The following is a 15039-nucleotide window of genomic DNA, read 5'->3' on the forward strand; positions in this document are numbered from 1 at the left end:
GTGTGTCGCGGCGGCCTGTGCGCGCAGTGGCCCACCCCATGGGATTGCCAAATCGGCGTCACCGCCGCCGCGGCCCCCCGCGTACGATATGCGCGTGAACCGCCAATGGCATGACCTGCGAAACCCCGGCCTCGTCCCCGTCGTCGCCGACGAGGACGAAGCCGAGCGCTATCAGCTCGACGCCTGGCGGGACCTGCCCCGCGAGCAGGTCCCCCCGTGGCCCGACTACGCCGAGGTCGAGGACGTGACCGGCGTGCTCGCCGCCGTCCCGCCGATCGTCGCGCCCTACGAGGTCGACCACCTGCGCGAGCGACTCGCCGAGGTGTGCGAGGGCCGCGCGTTCCTCATGCAGGGCGGCGACTGCGCCGAGACGTTCATCGACAACACCGAGCACCACGTCCTCGCGAACATGCGCACGCTCCTCCAGATGGCGGTCGTGCTCACCTACGGGGCGTCGCTCCCGGTCGTCAAGGTCGGCCGCATCGCCGGCCAGTACTCCAAGCCGCGCTCGGCCGCGACCGACTCGCTCGGCCTGCCCGTGTACCGCGGCGACATGTTCAACTCGCTCGAAGCGACCGAGGAGGCCCGGGTCGTCGACCCGCAGCGGATGATCCGCGCGTACGCGAACTCCGCGGCCACCATGAACATGCTCCGCGCCTACCTGCGCGGCGGCCTCGCCGACCTCATGGCCGTCCACGACTGGAACAAGGACTTCGTGCGGACCTCCCCGGCCGGGGAGCGGTACGAGGCCATCGGCCGCGAGATCGACCGGGCCGTGCGCTTCATGGCTGCGTGCGGCGTCGAGGACGACAACCTCCACACCGCGGAGGTCTTCGCGTCCCACGAGATGCTCGCCATCGAGTACGACCGGGCGCTCACCCGCATCTACGACGGCAAGGCGTACGCCCTCTCCGGCCACATGGTCTGGAACGGCGAGCGCACCCGCCAGCTCGGTGGCGCCCACATCGACTTCCTCTCGCGCGTCGCGAACCCGGTGGGCTGCAAGATCGGTCCGACCGCCACGCCCGAGTGGGTCGTGGAGATGTGCCAGAAGCTCAACCCGGACAACGTCCCCGGGAAGCTCGTCATCATCACCCGCATGGGCCACAAGAACGTCCGCACCCTGCTCCCGCCGATCGTCGAGAAGGTCGAGGCCGCCGGGTGCAAAGTGGTGTGGCAGTGCGACCCCATGCACGGCAACACCTTCGAGTCCGCGTCCGGGTACAAGACCCGCGCGTTCGACCAGGTCGTGGACGAGGTCCTCGGGTTCTTCGAGGTCCACCGCCGCATCGGGTCCCACCCGGGCGGCATCCACATCGAGCTCACCGGCGAGGACGTCACCGAGTGCGTCGGCGGCGCCCAGGAGATCCGCGACGACCAGCTCTCCGACCGGTACGAGACCGCGTGCGACCCGCGCCTGAACACGCAGCAGTCGCTGGAGCTGGCGTTCCTCGTCGCGGAGATGCTGCGCCACTGATCTCATTGCACTGACCCATAGAGTGGTGTGCATGAGTGCACACGACGTGTTCCTGCTCGGCGGAGTGTTCCCCGGTACCGCACCGGCGGAATCGCTCCGCCGAGTCGTCTCCTATGCGCGCCAGGCCGAAGCATCCGGACTCGACGGCGCCTGGACCGCCGAGCACCACTTCATCGAGTACGGCGCCAGCCCCTCCGCGACCCTCATGGCCGCGCACCTCCTCGCCGCGACCGAGCGCATCCAGATCGGCACGGCCGTCGCCGTCCTCTCCACCCGCCACCCCGTGGCCCTGGGGGAGGAGGCCGCCGCCCTCGACGCCCTCGCGCCCGGCCGGTTCCGCCTCGGCGTCGGCCGCGGCGGCCCCTGGATCGACCTCGACGTGTTCGGCTCCGGCCTCGACCGCTACGAACGCGGCTTCGAGGAGGGCCTGCGCCTCCTCACCACCTGGCTCTCCGGCGCCACCGAGGTCGCCCACGCCGGCGAGTTCTTCGACGTCCTGCCCGTCCGCGTCATGCCGCCCGGCGCCGGAACCCCGCTGTGGGTCGCCGCCACCGGCGAGGGCACCGCGCGGCTCGCCGGACGGCTCGGACTGCCGCTCCTCCTCGGGATGCACGCTCCGGACGAAGAGCACTGCTCGCTGATCGGGGCATGGCGCAACGAAGCCGAGGCCGCCGGGCATGACCCCGATGCGGCCGAGCACGTCTCGACCCACCTCGCCCACGTCGCCGACACGCCCGCCGAGACCGGCCGCCTCCGCGAATCCCTCACCGAGCTCCTCGTCCGCGGCACCGGCCAGTACGTGTCCCTCAAACCCGGCCGCACCCAGCGCGACCACGGCGCCTACGTCGACTGGATGATCGGCCGCCACGCCGTCGGCACCGCCTCCCACGTGGCCGAACGGCTCGCCGCCTCGGCCGAGGCCACCGGCGTCGCCCGGCAGCTCCTCCTCGTGGAGGGCCGCGGCGACCCGGAGGCCGTGCGCGACAACATCGCCGCGCTCGGCGCGGTCCTCAGTACGGGCGGTACACCGGCGGTTGCGGCGGCAGGCCCTTGAGCGGGTCCCGGCCCTTCTGCCGGAACCACTGGTTCGCCGACCCGGTGAACAGGCACAGCAGCGTCACGATCGGCATCGACAGGCCCAGCAGCGTCCACACCAGCCGCGACCCGTCGACCACCGACGTCTCCAGGTCCCCGACCTGGAACCCGGCGTACAGGCCGTAGAAGCCGGTCACGATCGACCCGAGCATGATGAGGATCGTCGCGACCTGCGCCCACCGCCGCCCCGCGCCGATCTTCACCGCGAGGATCCCGTACAGGATCACGATCATGATCGTCGCCGCGATCACCACGACCAGCAGCGCCGCGAGGTCCTCGAACCCCTTCGCGATGTCCTCCTCGAACCCGAAGTCGTCGAAGTCCACCGACGTCCAGAACAGCCCGATCATCCCCGTGCCCGTCCCGCAGCAGATCAGGAACGAGAACTGGAGCCACATCATCACCTGCGCGGCGGTGACGGTACCGGGCTTGCGGTGCAGCAGCTCCGGCGGCAGCGGCGTGGAAGGCGGGGTCATCATGGGCGGGTCCTCCGGGTGGGCGGTCCCTGGAGTCTAAGGCTCGGGGGCCACTGCCCACTCGCCGGAGAACCAGCTCGCGGCCTCCTTGCTGAAGATGTTCCGGAGCAGGAACGCCTGGAAGATGATCGAGGGCGCGCAGGTGACGAGCGGGACCGCGAACCAGTCCCAGCCGATTGTCGCCGGCGCGAGCAGCAGCATCGCGACCGGCATCACCGCGCCGACCACCGCCGCGGGTCGGGCTCGTCGGTCGGCACGGAGTATCCAGGTGTCGAGCAGCACCGTGTGACCGATGCTCCAGACCACTCCCACCCCGAAGGCGCAGAGAAACCCGATTCCGAGGTCGTCAGTCGCCCTGCTGAACAGGGACATCAAAGGCATGCCGTATGCGACGTAGAACATGAGCCACGGATTGAATCCGAGGAGCAGCGCGGCGGCCGCGTGGAGCCAGGCGTATCGCCGGGCGGCGGCGATCGACCTGGGTCGAAGGGGTCGGGGAACGGGGTGGATCAACATGTCCGGGCCTTTGCGCACTGAGGAGTTGAACATGTTCAACAATACGCGGAGGCACTGGGTCCCAGGAGCTCATGAGGCGGACTCCACATCCCCGTGCCGGGTGAACCAGCGGTCGGAGTCCGGGGTGTGGAGGGTGAAGAAGGTCATCGCCTGGAGGGCGAGCCAGGGGAGGGCGGTGGCGAACGTGATGAGCGGGGACGGGGACGTGGCGGCGGCCGCACACGTTGCGAGGGCGAGGGCGGCGCAGGCGAAGACCGCGGCCGTGCGGGCGCCGGGGATCCGGTCGCCGAGCATCAGAGTGAGGAGCCCGGCGCCGACGCCGAGGGCCGGGAGGCCCACCAGGAACAGCAGCAGCGCGTGCTGCTGACCGGCCGCGGTGAGCAGGTGCGCGCCGAACGAGTCGTTCGTGACCTGCGAGGTCAGCAGCACGTCGACCAGGAGGTAGACGTACTGGAGCCACAGCCCAGCCTGCGCGCGTCCGATCGAGCGCGGTTTCACCGGGCGGTCCGAGGTGGGGGCCATGGCCCAAGTGTCGCGCATCCGCGGACGGGCCGGTGGCCTCAGTGGAGGGCGTAGCGGAGGGCTTCGGTGATGGTCTTGTCGTGGAAGTCGTAGCCGATGGCTTCGAGTTTGCGGGGCTTGATGTTGGCGCCGCGGAGCATTTCGACGGCGGCTTCTCCTGCGACGATCTTGACCGCCCAGCCGGGGATGGGCCAGGGGGCGGGGCGGTGGAGGGCTGTGCCGAGGGCCTTGGCGAAGTCCTTGTTGCGCACGGCGTTGGGGGCGACCATGTTGACCGGGCCCGCGGCGTCGCCCTCGATGACCTGGACGGCCGCGGCCGTCCAGTCGCGCAGGGAGATCCAGGACATGTACTGGCGGCCGTTGCCGAACCGCCCGCCCAGCATGAGCTTCCACGCGGGCGCGAGACGCGCGAGGAGCACGCTGCCGGGGCCGAGGACGTGGCCGGTGCGCAGGTAGGCGACGCGGGCGCCCGCCTCGGCGGCGGGGGCCGCGGCCTGCTCCCAGGCGAGGCAGAGCTTGCCGAGGAAGTCGGCGGCGGCCGGGAAGGTCTCGTCCACTTCGAGGTCGGCGCGGTCGCCGTACCAGCCCATCGCCGAGCCGTTGATGAGCGCCGGGACGCCCGCCTCGGCGACGGCCTTCGCGAGCACCGTGGTCGGGACGACGCGGGTGGTGCGCAGGCGCTGCTTGTATGCGGCGTTCCAGCGCTGGCCGCCGATGGAGGCGCCGCAGAGGTTCACGACGGCGTCGGCGCCGTCGAGGATCTGCGGGTCGAGGGCCTCCCGGTAGGGGTCCCAGCGGATCTCGTTCTCCTCGTCGGGGCGGCGCCTGACGAGGCGCACGAGGTCGTGGCCTTCGAGGGCCTGCATGAGGGGCCTGCCGAGGTAGCCGCTCGATCCGGCGATGACGATGCGCATGGGTTAAAGCCTAGGGCCTCGGCCGGGCGTACCAGTCCTGGACTTGCGTTCGCAGGCCCGGTGCCTGGAGCTCGGCGTTGGCCTGGACGGCGGCGAGGGTCTGGGCCGCGAGGGCGCGGCGCCATTCGAGCTCGGCGCTGCGCATCGCGTTGTCGATGGCGCAGGGGGCGCGGAACACCGACGCGGGCTCGTCGGCCCACACGCCGTGCTGGCGGATCTCCGCGCACTGGAACGCCTCGTCGGGGCCTTCGATCGCGGTGAGCACGTCCATGAGGGTGATGTCCGCCAACGGCTTCGCGAGCCGGAAGCCGCCCTTCTTCCCGGCGGTGGAGGTGAGGATGCCGGCCTTGACGAGCGGCTGGAGCTGCTTGTTGAGGTAGGCCGCGGGCAGGCCGTACCCGGCGGCGAGCCGGGCGGTCGAGACCGGCTGGGCCGCTTCGGGGTCGCCCATGCCCATCCAGTCGAGGAGGAGGCAGCAGTGCGCGGCCCATTCGACGCCTTCGCTGATTCGCATAATCCCGATGGTAGCCGTCCCGGTTTCGCGCATACGTGTTCTGGAGCACTGCACTTGCGGATCTTTATCTAGACATGTAATGTCTAGATATCAACGACGAACCGAAGGACACCCGCATGAGCACCCTCAAGCCCGTCATCGCCCGCGCCGCCTCCGCCGAGCGCCTCGCCCACGCCCAGCAGTCGGTCATGACCCTGCTCGCCGACTCCTCCGCGACCGGCGGCGCCCTGTCGGTCACCCGCTCGACTTTCCCCGACGGCGGCGACGGCGCCCCCTCGCACTTCCACACCGCCGCGAGCGAATCGCTGTTCGTCATCTCGGGCCGCCTCCAGGTCCTCACCGGCGACGAGGTCGTGGTCCTCGAAGCGGGGGACTTCGTCTCGATCCCGCCGGGCCTGCCGCACGCGTTCGGCGCCGCGAAGGGCTCCGACGCCGACGTCCTCGCGGTCTTCACGCCCGCCGCGGACCGGTTCGACTACTACCGCCTGCTCGAACGCGTCGTCGCGGGCGAGTCCGACCCGGCCGAGATCCCCGCGTCGGGGCAGCAGTACGACAACCACTACGTCGCCAGCGACGCCTGGGCCGAGGCCCGCGCGTAAGGGACGCGAAAACGGCCGCCCTGGGGGAGCCCGGGGCGGCCGTCGCCGTTCGTCTAGAGGCCCAGCCTCGCGAGGTCCAGGCGCCCGAAGCGGTTGCGCCACTGCACGCCCGCCTCGATCCCGGCCATCACGGACCGCTGGAGCGTGTTGTCGAGCGGGAGCTTCTCGACCGGGGTGTCCTCGCTGCGCCCGAACACGAAGCGCCACAGGTCGGAGCGGTTCCCGGCCGGGTCGCCGTCGCCTTCGAGGGTGAACAGCGCCGCGAAGCCGGGGATGTTCGAGCGCTCGGGCAGCCACTCGCGCAGCTGCGGGTCGAGCAGCCATGACTGGCAGCCGAGCGAGAGGTCCCCGGGCCCGGCGTACCGCTCGGGGAAGACCGCGGGCAGGAACTCCAGGGCCCATTCGACGGAGTCGCGCACCGCGTCGAGCGTGAGCGGGCCGCCCTCGCCGCGGATGTGCAGGCCCACGTACGGCTTCGGGCCCTCGCCCTCGACGCCGAACTGGAGCCGCCCGAGCTGGTACAGCGAGCCGCGCAGGTGCCTGGTGAACCAGGCGGCCACGTCGAGTCCGGCCCGCCCGTAGAGGCGCCGGTTGAGCCGCAGCTTCTCGCCGACGTCGCCGAGGAGGCGCCGCGACAGGTCCTCGTCGACGCCGCGCTCCGCATGGAACGCGAGCATGTCGGGAACGGCCGCGAGGAGCGGGAACAGGCCCAGGAGCGGGTGCGCCGCAGGCGGTTTCGGCCAGGGCAGCCACCTCGTGCCGCCCATGTCGGCCGCGATGTCCTGGTACAGCCGGTCGGCCAGTTCCAGTGCCGGGCCGTCGAGGGCGCCGAGGGCGCGCACCGCGTCGTCGGCGTCGTCCGCGTCGGCGCCGCACCAGTCGAGCAGCAGTTCGCGGACGTCGGCGGCGCCGGGGGCCGGGTAGGCCCGCACGGCGCCCGCCTGGGGGAGCTCCTGAGTCACGGGCCTATGTCACCACGGACGGCCCCCCGGCGGCAACATCGGGTCGGTCACCCTAGTCTGGGTTCGTGCGACGGCTGCTGACGCCCCCCTGGATCGTCCTCCACTGCTTCGCCGTGGTCCTGACGGTCGCGTTCGGGCTGCTCGGATGGTGGCAGCTGGGCCGCGCCCAGGGCGGCAACGCCATCAGCTGGGGCTACGCGCTCGAATGGCCGGTGTTCGCGATCTTCACGCTCGTGGTGTGGATCCGGCAGATGCGCCTGGAGCTGCGCAAGGACCGCCCCGAATCCGAGGCGCCCCGCCGCCGCCCCGAGCCGCCGCCGATGGCCTCGCCCTTCGAGGACGCCATCCTGAACGCGCGGCAGTCCTCTTCCGAATCCTCCCAGGGGAGCCACGCATGAACGCCGCTCTGAAACGCTTCCGGATCGTCGCCTGGATCGTCGGCACGTTCCTCATCGGCCTCATCTTCGTGGCCATGCCGCTCAAGTACATCGGCCACAACGACGTCCTCGTCACCGTGATCAGCCCGATCCACGGCCTCTGCTACATGGTCTACCTGGTGCTGGGCTTCCACCTGGCGCAGCAGGCGGGCTGGAAGTTCTGGCCGCAGACCGTGGGCCTGCTCCTCGGCGGGACCGTCCCGGTGGCCTCGTTCTTCGTGGAGCGCTGGGCGCACCGCCGCATCCTGGAGGAGCACCCGCAGGCCGCCGACCCGAAGGTCCGGCAGGAAGAGCGGGTCTGAGACCAAGAGAAAAGGGCCCGGCGGTCTCCCGCCGGGCCCTTCTCCATGCCTTACTCCAGGTACGACCCGGCCTTGAAGTCCTCCCATTCGAGCGACCACCCGGTGAAGCCGTCGCCCTGGGGCACTTCGATGCCGGTGTTCTTGACGACGACCGGGTCGCCCCAGCGCACGAAGTTGTAGAGCCACTCGCCCATCTCGTCGGAGACGTTGAGGCAGCCGTGGGAGCCGTTCGAGACGCCGAGCCGGTCGGCGGCCCACGGGGCGCCGTGGATGAACTGGCCCGAGAACGTCAGGCGCATCGCCCACTTGACGTCGGTCTCGTAGTCGTACAGGTCGGAGACGAAGGTCGAGGACTCCTCGCGACTCATGATCGTCATGGTGCCGGAGAAGGACCGCGCGTCGTTCCCGTCGATCGGGGTGTCCGAGCCCAGCGAGATCGGGATGGTCTGCACGATCGAGCCGTCCAGGTACGCCCGCATCTCCTTGGTGTCGTTGTCGGCCTCCAGGAGCCGCGACTCCGAGTCCGTGGCGAACGCGGTCTCCTGGTCGTACTCGCCGTACTTCCCGTCGCCCAGCGCCAGCCCGCCCAGGCCGAGCCGCACGCTGACCTGCGTGTTCGGCTGCCAGTAGTCCTTCGGCCGGTACTCCAGGGCGCGCCCGGTGATCCAGTGCCAGGAGCCCTCCTGCTCGGGCTCGGAGGTGACGAACAGGCGCCGCTCGACCGAGGCGCGCAGGTCCTCGGCCACCTCGTGGTCGGTGAAGCGGAACGCGAGGATCGCGCCCTGCCCGACCGTGGAGTCCTGCCCGGGCAGGTAGTTCTCGATGCTCACGCGGTCGCCGGGGGAGGCGATGACGGTGAACGTGGAGGTCGCTTCGGCGACGAGCCCGGCGTCGTCGGCGGCCTTGACGGTCGCGGTGTAGACGCCCTCCCATTCGAGGGGGCTCGCGGGGACCCAGGTGGTCCCGTCGGGGTGCATCGCGCCCTCGACGGCCGCACCGGACGCGTCGGTGAGCGCGAACTCCTGAAACTCGCCGGCCTCGACGGTCCAGGCGATCTCGGTGGCGGCGGTGGCGTCGGCGGAGCCGTCTGCGGGGGTGATGGTGACCTTGGCGGCGCTCTGCGGCTCGTCGGAGGAGCCGCCGTCCTCCGATATGGTGCCGTTGTCCTTGGTGCAGGCCGCGGCCAGTCCCAGGGCGGCGGCCGAACCGGCGGCGACGAGGGTGCCGCGCCGGGTCAGAGAGGATCGTCCGAAGCTCATCGCCCAACGGTACACACGTGCGGCCAGCCCGAGTCCCCAGTGAACCTGTGAGTTGGGCCTAAGCGCGGATGCTCAGGTGCACGTGGTTGGTGTGGTCGGAGGACGGGTCGCCGTACGCGCCCGAGTAGGACTTCCACCCGTTGCCGGGGAACCAGATCTGCCGGTACCAGATCACGTACTGCACGCCGAGGGCGTCGGAGTTCTCGATGAACCAGGCCGCGAGGTTCTGCCCGTAGTCGTAGTCCCCGCCCGACGCGTCCCCGCCGAAGCCGCCCGGCTCGGAGGAGAAGTCGCAGGCCCGGCCCTTGGGGTGCTCGCCGGAGCCGGAGGGCCGGTAGCAGGAGACGTACCTGGTGAACCCAGCGATCTGGGCCTGCTCCAGGGCGTGGAGGGTCCGCGGGGTGAGGCACCCGTCGGCCGGGGTCGGGTCGTCCTCGGAGCAGCCGCCCCCACCGCCCTCGTACGGCTCGGCCGCGGGCGCGTCGGAGGCCGTGGGGCCGTCGGTGGAGGTGCCGCCGGAGCCGGCGAGCTCGCGGGCGGCCTCGTCGCGGGCCGCTTCGAGCTCCTCGGCGACGTCGGCCTGCTCGGCGATGTTGTCGTCGAGGGTCTGCTGGAGCGCCTCGATCTCCGCGAGGCGCGCGATCAGCTCGTTCAGGCGCTGCGCCCGGGACTCGCCGAGGAACTGGAGGATCTCCATGGCGGCGATGGCGTCCTGCGGGTCGCCGGAGGCCAGGAGCGCGGCGGTCGACTGGTAGTCGGAGGTCGTGGACGCGACGTACGCGAACTCCTCCAGCTCGACCTGGAGCGCGGCCCGCTCCTCGGTCGAGGACGCCAGCTCGGCTTCGAGGTCCACCTGCTGCTGCTCCAGGTCGGCGAGCTCGTCCTGGGCGTTCAGGTAGTCCTCGATGGCCTGGCTCAGCGCGTCCGAGGCCCCCTCCTCCTGCGCGTTCGACTGGGAGGCGGGGGAGACCAGGAACACCACGGCCGCCACGGCGGCGATCGGGAAGGTGAGCAGGCGCTTGGCGCCGCGCAGGGCGTCGCGTCTGGCGGGGTGTCCGGCGTTCACGGCGTGCGGTCCTCCGGTGGCTCGGAGCCGACCTCTGGGGTCGATTGGTCGGGCCCAACTCTAGAACGGGAGGATTCCTCAATGAGAACCGGGCCAGTGGGCATAGCCCCAGGTGGCCGCCCCGTCACGGGTTCGGTGCGCGCTATGGCGTCGCTTACGCGCGACCCGCACGGGGGAAGGCGGACTGATAGGATTGTTCGAAATTGAACCAGCCTCGCGGCTGGTCACGGGGTGAGGGAAGGAGGAACGGGATGGGCGCGGGCGATTTCGAGAGCCGCTGGCTCCGACCCGACGTGAACGCCGTCTGGACCCGGTTCCTCCAGGTCACGCACCGCCTGGAGCACCAGATCGACCGGCGCCTCCAGGGCAACCACGGCATCACCCACACCCAGTACGAGATCCTCGTGCGCCTCGCCGACGGCGACGGGCACGCCATGCGCATGAGCGACCTCGCCGACACCATCGTCACCGCCAAGAGCGCCGTCACGTACCAGGTGAACAAGCTCTCCGAGATGGGCCTGGTCGAGCGCCACAAGTGCGACAGCGACAACCGCGGCACCTGGGTCAAGCTCACCCCCGCCGGACTGGAGCGCCTGGAGCAGGCCGCGCCCTGCATCCTCTCCCTCGTCCGCGAGCTGTTCCTCGACGACCTCAACTGCGACCAGTCCGCCGAGCTCGACAAGCTCCTCGGCACCTGGTCCGACAACCTCGACGAGCACGACCGCAACCCGGTCCACCGCCCCGACCACTGACGGCACCGTTCCGGTGCCCCGCCCGGTGTACGGCCTGCCGACCGTCCGTGCCGGTGTAGGGTCAGGCCGTGCCGAGCTTTCCACGTCCCCGTTCGACCGTCCCCTACCGAGTGGACGGACTCGCCGACCTCCTGCCCGAGGCCCGGGACCTGGACCTCGCCGTCACCGGAGTGAGCCTCGCCGCCAGTGCCGTCCAACCCGGCGACCTCTTCGCGGCCCTCCCCGGCGCCAACCGCCACGGCGCCGAGTTCACCGCGCAGGCCGCCGAGAACGGCGCGCTCGCAGTCCTCACCGACGCCCGCGGCGCCGAACTCGCCGGCGACCTCCTCCCCGTCCTCGTCGCCGACGACCCGCGCACCCTCACCGGGGAAGTCGCCGCCCGCGTCTGGGGCCGGCCCTCCGAGCGCCTCAACCTCATCGGCATCACCGGCACCAACGGCAAGACCTCCACCGCCTACCTCGTGGAGGCCGCCCTCGCCCACGCCGGGCGCACCACCGGCATCATCGGCACCGTCGAGACCCGCATCGCCGGGGACCGCGTCGAGTCCGAGCGCACCACCCCCGAGGCCCCCGAGCTCCAGGCGCTCCTGGCGACCGCCCTCGAACGCGGCGTCACCGACGTCGTCATGGAGGTCTCCAGCCACGCCCTCGTCCTCGGCCGCGTCGAAGGCTGCCGCTTCAAGGCCGCCGGGTTCACCATGTTCGGCACCGACCACCTCGACTTCCACAAGGACCTCGACGACTACTTCGCCGCCAAGGCCCGCCTCTTCGACGGCCGCGCCGAGACCGAGATCCTGAACGCCGACGACGCCCGCGTCGCCACCCTCGCCGACGGCGTCAACCGCACCTTCTCCTTCCGCGACCCCACCGCCGACTACTACGCGCACGACCTCGCCGGGGACGGCTTCACCCAGACGTTCCACCTCAGCGGCCCCTTCGGCAAGGGCGAGGGCCGCGTCAACATGCCCGGGCGCCACAACGTCGCCAACGCCGTGCTCGCCGTCGCGCTCCTGGAAGCGGTCGGCCTCGACACCGACGCCGCGCTGGCGGGCGTCGCGTCCTGCACCGGCGTGCCCGGCCGCATGGAGCTGGTCTCCGGGACCGCGCCCGTGCGCGGCGTCGTCGACTACGCGCACAAGCCCGAGGCGATCACCGCGGTCCTCGAAGCGCTCCGCGAGTCCACCCCCGGGAAGGTCATCGCCATCCTCGGCGCCGGGGGCGACCGCGACCGCTCCAAGCGCCCCCTCATGGGCGCGGCCGCCGCGGCCGCCGCCGACCTGGTCATCGTCACCGACGACAACCCGCGCACCGAGGACCCCGCGCGCATCAGGGACGAGGTGGCCGCCGCCGTCCAGGGCGTGCCCTGCCGTAATATTCCGGGACGGGAACCCGCCGTCCGGGAGGCCGCGGCACTGGCCGCTCCCGGCGACGCCATCGCGCTGCTCGGCAAGGGCCACGAGACGTACACCGAGACCGCCGACGGGCCCGTCGCCAGCGACGACCGCGTCCTCCTGGCCCGCGCCCTCCGCGACGCGGGATGGGTCGCGCCCGCCGCGGACGAAGGCTGAGAACAGCTCCACACCAGAACACACAACAGGAGGAGTCCGCCGCGTGATCCCCATGAGCCTGGCCCAGGTCGCCGCCGTCACCGGCGGCACGCTCAGCGAGACGGCCGACCCGGAGACCCTGGTCACCGGCGACGTCGAGTTCGACTCGCGCAAGGCCGGGCCCGGCGGCCTGTTCCTGGCCATCCCCGGCGCGAAGGCCGACGGCCACGACTTCGCGGCGAAGGCCCACGCGCAGGGGGCCGTCGCGACCATCGCGACCCGCCCGATCGACACCCCCGCGGTCTACGTGGACGACGCGATCGAGGCGCTCACCCGCCTCGCGAAGCACATCGCGGCGAACGCGAAGGCCCGGATCATCGGCGTCACCGGCTCCAACGGCAAGACCTCCACGAAGGACCTCATCGGCCAGCTGTGCGCCCGCCTCGGCCCCACCGTCGCCACCGAGGCGAACTTCAACAACGAGCTCGGCCACCCGTACACGGTCTGCCGCACCGCCCCCGAGACCGAGTACCTGGTCCTCGAACTCGCCGCCCGCGGGCTCGGGCACATCACGCAGCTGTGCGAGATCGCCCCGCCCTCGATCGGCGTGGTCCTCAACGTGGGCATCTCCCACCTCGACGGCTTCGGGTCGATCGAGACCACCGCGAAGGCCAAGTCCGAACTGCCGCAGGCGCTCGGCCCCGACGGCACGCTGTTCGTCAACGCCGACGACCCGCGCGTCGCGGCCATGGCCGACCTGACCCGCGCGCAGACGTACTCCTTCGGCCTCGGCGGCGACGCCGAAGTCAGGGCCGAGGACGTCGACCCCGGCGACGGCCGCCACTCGTTCACCCTCGTCACCCCCGCCGGTTCCGCCCGCGTCCGGTTGCAGCTGTGGGGCGACCACCACGTCTACAACGCACTCGCCGCCGCCGGGGTCCTCTGGAAGCTCGGCGCTTCCCCAGAGGAGATCGCCGCCGGGCTCGCCGAGTCCGGGCGGCTCTCCGAGCGCCGCATGGACGTCTTCACCCGCCCCGACGGCACCGTCGTCATCGACGACTCCTACAACGCCAACCCCGCCTCGATGGGCGCGGCCGTCCGCGCCCTCGGACTCCTGCCCACCGAAGGGCGGCGCATCGCCGTCCTCGGGCTCATGGCCGACCTCGAAGAGCTCGAAGAGGAGTGCCACCGGCGCCTCGGCGAGCAGGCCCGCGACGCGGGGATCGACGAGGTCATCGCCGTAGGCGAAGGCACGCAACCCATCATGGACGGTGCCGACGGCGTCACCTCCACCCACGTCCCCGATCAAGCCGCGGCCATCGCGCTGCTCGATAACCGGCTGCGCCCCGGCGACGCCGTCCTGGTGAAAGGCTCCCGATACCGGACCTGGGACGTCGCCGACCACCTGCGCGCCAAGGAGGAAACCGACCAGTGAGAGCAGTAATCGTCGCCGCGTTCGTGGCGTTCGCGCTCACCATGGCGCTGACACCCCTCGCCGCCAAGCTGTTCCGCCGCCTCAAGGCCGGACAGCCCATCCGCTCCGACGGCCCCCAGACGCACCTCGCCAAGGCCGGCACGCCCGCCATGGGCGGCGTCGTCTTCATCTTCACGACCGTGCTCGCCTACGTCGCGGGCCACCTCGTCCTCATGGCCCTGCCCGAGCAGGTCAACGGCGTCACCTTCAACCGCCCGACCGGGTTCACCGCCACCGGCATCGTCCTCATCGGACTGTTCGTCGCCTGCGGCTTCGTCGGCTTCATCGACGACTGGATCAAGATCCGCAAGAAGCACTCCGGCGGCATCTCCGGCCGGATGAAGATCCTCGGCCTCTCCATCGCCGCCGCCGTGTTCGGCCTCATCGCCGTCTACTACACCGGATCGATCCACACCGACGAGATCTCCGAGACCGTCGCGACCCCCTACCTCTCCTTCACCCGCGAGGTCGAGTGGCTCAACGTGACGAAGATCGGCATGGTCATCGTCATCATCTTCCTGGTCAACGCCACCGCCAACGGCGTCAACCTCACCGACGGCCTCGACGGCCTCGCCACCGGCGCCTCCATGATGGCCTTCCTGGCGTACATGATCATCGGCTTCTGGGAGTACCGCCACTGGTGCGGCGGCGCGCAGCCCGCCGCGAACCTCTGCTACGACGTCCGCGACCCCCTGGAGATCGCGCTCGTCGCCGGGGCCGCGGCCGGGGCCATGTTCGGCTTCCTGTGGTGGAACACCTCGCCCGCGCAGATCTTCATGGGCGACTCGGGCGCGCTGGGCCTCGGCGGCCTCCTCGCCGGGCTCGCCCTGACGTCCAAGACGATCCTGCTGCTGCCGATCATCGGCGCCCTGTTCGTCATCATCACGTGCTCCTCGATCATCCAGTACACGTCGTTCAAGCTCACCGGGCGCCGCGTCTTCCGCATGGCGCCATTGCAGCACCACTTCGAGCTGGCGGGCTGGTCCGAGGTCAACATCGTGGTCCGCTTCTGGATCATCGCTGGCATCGGCGTCGCCATCGCGCTCGGCTTCTTCTTCGCCGACTTCCTGCGGATAGCGGGGTAGCCGGTGGCGGACACAGCAGGCCACGCCGTTCAGAGCCACGTC

The 15039-nt window shown here is 71.1% G+C and carries 17 protein-coding genes; 9 read left to right on the forward strand and 8 right to left on the reverse strand.

Translation table 11 applies throughout. The features are described from left to right. Positions 1–88 precede the first annotated feature (88 nt). Together AB0A65_RS21195 and AB0A65_RS21200 are read left to right on the forward strand one after the other, a co-directional pair. A complete protein-coding gene (locus AB0A65_RS21195; RefSeq protein WP_359953600.1) occupies positions 89–1477 on the forward strand; it encodes a class II 3-deoxy-7-phosphoheptulonate synthase in 1389 nt (462 codons plus the stop codon). A gap of 31 nt (positions 1478–1508) precedes the next feature. Further along, a complete protein-coding gene (locus AB0A65_RS21200) occupies positions 1509–2531 on the forward strand; it encodes an LLM class flavin-dependent oxidoreductase (protein WP_359953602.1) in 1023 nt (340 codons plus the stop codon). Here the strand turns inward: AB0A65_RS21200 and AB0A65_RS21205 are convergent. The 5 genes from AB0A65_RS21205 to AB0A65_RS21225 all read right to left on the reverse strand — a co-directional run bounded on the left by AB0A65_RS21205 (position 2488) and on the right by AB0A65_RS21225 (position 5514). Beyond that, entirely contained in the window at positions 2488–3051 is a 564-nt protein-coding gene (locus AB0A65_RS21205; protein WP_359953604.1) for a hypothetical protein, read from the reverse strand. The genes AB0A65_RS21200 and AB0A65_RS21205 overlap by 44 nt on opposite strands. Before the next feature lie 33 nt (positions 3052–3084). Beyond that, positions 3085–3564, reverse strand: coding sequence for a hypothetical protein (locus AB0A65_RS21210; RefSeq protein ID WP_359953606.1), 480 nt, complete (start codon positions 3562–3564; stop codon positions 3085–3087). Between the two features lie 69 nt (positions 3565–3633). Continuing rightward, positions 3634–4086: a hypothetical protein gene (locus AB0A65_RS21215; RefSeq protein ID WP_359953607.1), complete on the reverse strand. Its 453-nt coding sequence runs from the start codon at positions 4084–4086 to the stop codon at positions 3634–3636. Between the two features lie 38 nt (positions 4087–4124). Further along, entirely contained in the window at positions 4125–5000 is an 876-nt protein-coding gene (locus AB0A65_RS21220; RefSeq protein ID WP_359953608.1) for a TIGR01777 family oxidoreductase, read from the reverse strand. A gap of 10 nt (positions 5001–5010) precedes the next feature. After that, entirely contained in the window at positions 5011–5514 is a 504-nt protein-coding gene (locus AB0A65_RS21225; protein WP_359953609.1) for an Rrf2 family transcriptional regulator, read from the reverse strand. A 116-nt stretch (positions 5515–5630) separates the two neighbouring features. On the opposite strand from AB0A65_RS21225, the gene AB0A65_RS21230 reads away from it, so the two are divergent. Then, positions 5631–6113: a cupin domain-containing protein gene (locus AB0A65_RS21230; protein ID WP_359953611.1), complete on the forward strand. Its 483-nt coding sequence runs from the start codon at positions 5631–5633 to the stop codon at positions 6111–6113. A 53-nt stretch (positions 6114–6166) separates the two neighbouring features. Here the strand turns inward: AB0A65_RS21230 and AB0A65_RS21235 are convergent, their stop codons facing one another. Then, complete coding sequence (locus AB0A65_RS21235; protein WP_359953613.1) at positions 6167–7075, reverse strand: acyltransferase domain-containing protein; 909 nt, start codon at positions 7073–7075, stop codon at positions 6167–6169. A gap of 65 nt (positions 7076–7140) precedes the next feature. Here AB0A65_RS21235 and AB0A65_RS21240 point away from each other — a divergent pair, with 65 nt between their 5' ends. Both AB0A65_RS21240 and AB0A65_RS21245 read left to right on the forward strand, forming a co-directional pair. After that, positions 7141–7473 carry a hypothetical protein gene (locus AB0A65_RS21240; RefSeq protein WP_359953615.1) on the forward strand — a complete coding sequence of 111 codons (333 nt, stop codon included), beginning with the start codon at positions 7141–7143 and terminating at the stop codon, positions 7471–7473. Further along, positions 7470–7814 carry a DUF3817 domain-containing protein gene (locus AB0A65_RS21245; protein ID WP_359953617.1) on the forward strand — a complete coding sequence of 115 codons (345 nt, stop codon included), beginning with the start codon at positions 7470–7472 and terminating at the stop codon, positions 7812–7814. The genes AB0A65_RS21240 and AB0A65_RS21245 overlap by 4 nt, the downstream gene beginning before the upstream one ends. Positions 7815–7864: 50 nt before the next feature. On the opposite strand, the gene AB0A65_RS21250 is transcribed toward AB0A65_RS21245, so the two are convergent. Both AB0A65_RS21250 and AB0A65_RS21255 read right to left on the reverse strand, forming a co-directional pair. Continuing rightward, positions 7865–9073 carry an Ig-like domain-containing protein gene (locus AB0A65_RS21250; RefSeq protein ID WP_359953619.1) on the reverse strand — a complete coding sequence of 403 codons (1209 nt, stop codon included), beginning with the start codon at positions 9071–9073 and terminating at the stop codon, positions 7865–7867. Positions 9074–9131: 58 nt separating this feature from the next. After that, positions 9132–10139 (reverse strand): hypothetical protein, encoded by a 1008-nt coding sequence (locus AB0A65_RS21255; protein ID WP_359953621.1) that lies wholly within the window; start codon positions 10137–10139, stop codon positions 9132–9134. A 251-nt stretch (positions 10140–10390) separates the two neighbouring features. Here AB0A65_RS21255 and AB0A65_RS21260 point away from each other — a divergent pair, with 251 nt between their 5' ends. From AB0A65_RS21260 to mraY, 4 genes are all read left to right on the forward strand, one after another. Beyond that, a complete protein-coding gene (locus AB0A65_RS21260) occupies positions 10391–10891 on the forward strand; it encodes a MarR family winged helix-turn-helix transcriptional regulator (RefSeq protein ID WP_359953623.1) in 501 nt (166 codons plus the stop codon). Positions 10892–11001: 110 nt separating this feature from the next. Continuing rightward, a complete protein-coding gene (locus AB0A65_RS21265; protein ID WP_359953928.1) occupies positions 11002–12459 on the forward strand; it encodes a UDP-N-acetylmuramoyl-L-alanyl-D-glutamate--2,6-diaminopimelate ligase in 1458 nt (485 codons plus the stop codon). A 43-nt stretch (positions 12460–12502) separates the two neighbouring features. Beyond that, positions 12503–13873: a UDP-N-acetylmuramoyl-tripeptide--D-alanyl-D-alanine ligase gene (gene murF, locus AB0A65_RS21270; RefSeq protein WP_359953625.1), complete on the forward strand. Its 1371-nt coding sequence runs from the start codon at positions 12503–12505 to the stop codon at positions 13871–13873. Continuing rightward, a complete protein-coding gene (mraY, locus tag AB0A65_RS21275; RefSeq protein ID WP_359953627.1) occupies positions 13870–14997 on the forward strand; it encodes a phospho-N-acetylmuramoyl-pentapeptide-transferase in 1128 nt (375 codons plus the stop codon). The genes murF and mraY overlap by 4 nt, the downstream gene beginning before the upstream one ends. Positions 14998–15039 lie beyond the last annotated feature (42 nt).

Origin of the sequence: Glycomyces sp. NPDC047010 (assembly GCF_040644205.1) — a bacterium.
Taxonomy (GTDB): domain Bacteria; phylum Actinomycetota; class Actinomycetes; order Mycobacteriales; family Micromonosporaceae; genus Glycomyces.

Coding starts and splice junctions, on each gene's coding strand:
- AB0A65_RS21195 (WP_359953600.1), top strand. CDS start 89: ATGCGCGTGAACCGCCAATGGCATGACCTGCGAAACCCCGGCCTCGTC.
- AB0A65_RS21200 (WP_359953602.1), top strand. CDS start 1,509: ATGAGTGCACACGACGTGTTCCTGCTCGGCGGAGTGTTCCCCGGTACC.
- AB0A65_RS21205 (WP_359953604.1), bottom strand. CDS start 3,051: ATGATGACCCCGCCTTCCACGCCGCTGCCGCCGGAGCTGCTGCACCGC.
- AB0A65_RS21210 (WP_359953606.1), bottom strand. CDS start 3,564: ATGTTGATCCACCCCGTTCCCCGACCCCTTCGACCCAGGTCGATCGCC.
- AB0A65_RS21215 (WP_359953607.1), bottom strand. CDS start 4,086: ATGGCCCCCACCTCGGACCGCCCGGTGAAACCGCGCTCGATCGGACGC.
- AB0A65_RS21220 (WP_359953608.1), bottom strand. CDS start 5,000: ATGCGCATCGTCATCGCCGGATCGAGCGGCTACCTCGGCAGGCCCCTC.
- AB0A65_RS21225 (WP_359953609.1), bottom strand. CDS start 5,514: ATGCGAATCAGCGAAGGCGTCGAATGGGCCGCGCACTGCTGCCTCCTC.
- AB0A65_RS21230 (WP_359953611.1), top strand. CDS start 5,631: ATGAGCACCCTCAAGCCCGTCATCGCCCGCGCCGCCTCCGCCGAGCGC.
- AB0A65_RS21245 (WP_359953617.1), top strand. CDS start 7,470: ATGAACGCCGCTCTGAAACGCTTCCGGATCGTCGCCTGGATCGTCGGC.
- AB0A65_RS21250 (WP_359953619.1), bottom strand. CDS start 9,073: ATGAGCTTCGGACGATCCTCTCTGACCCGGCGCGGCACCCTCGTCGCC.
- AB0A65_RS21260 (WP_359953623.1), top strand. CDS start 10,391: ATGGGCGCGGGCGATTTCGAGAGCCGCTGGCTCCGACCCGACGTGAAC.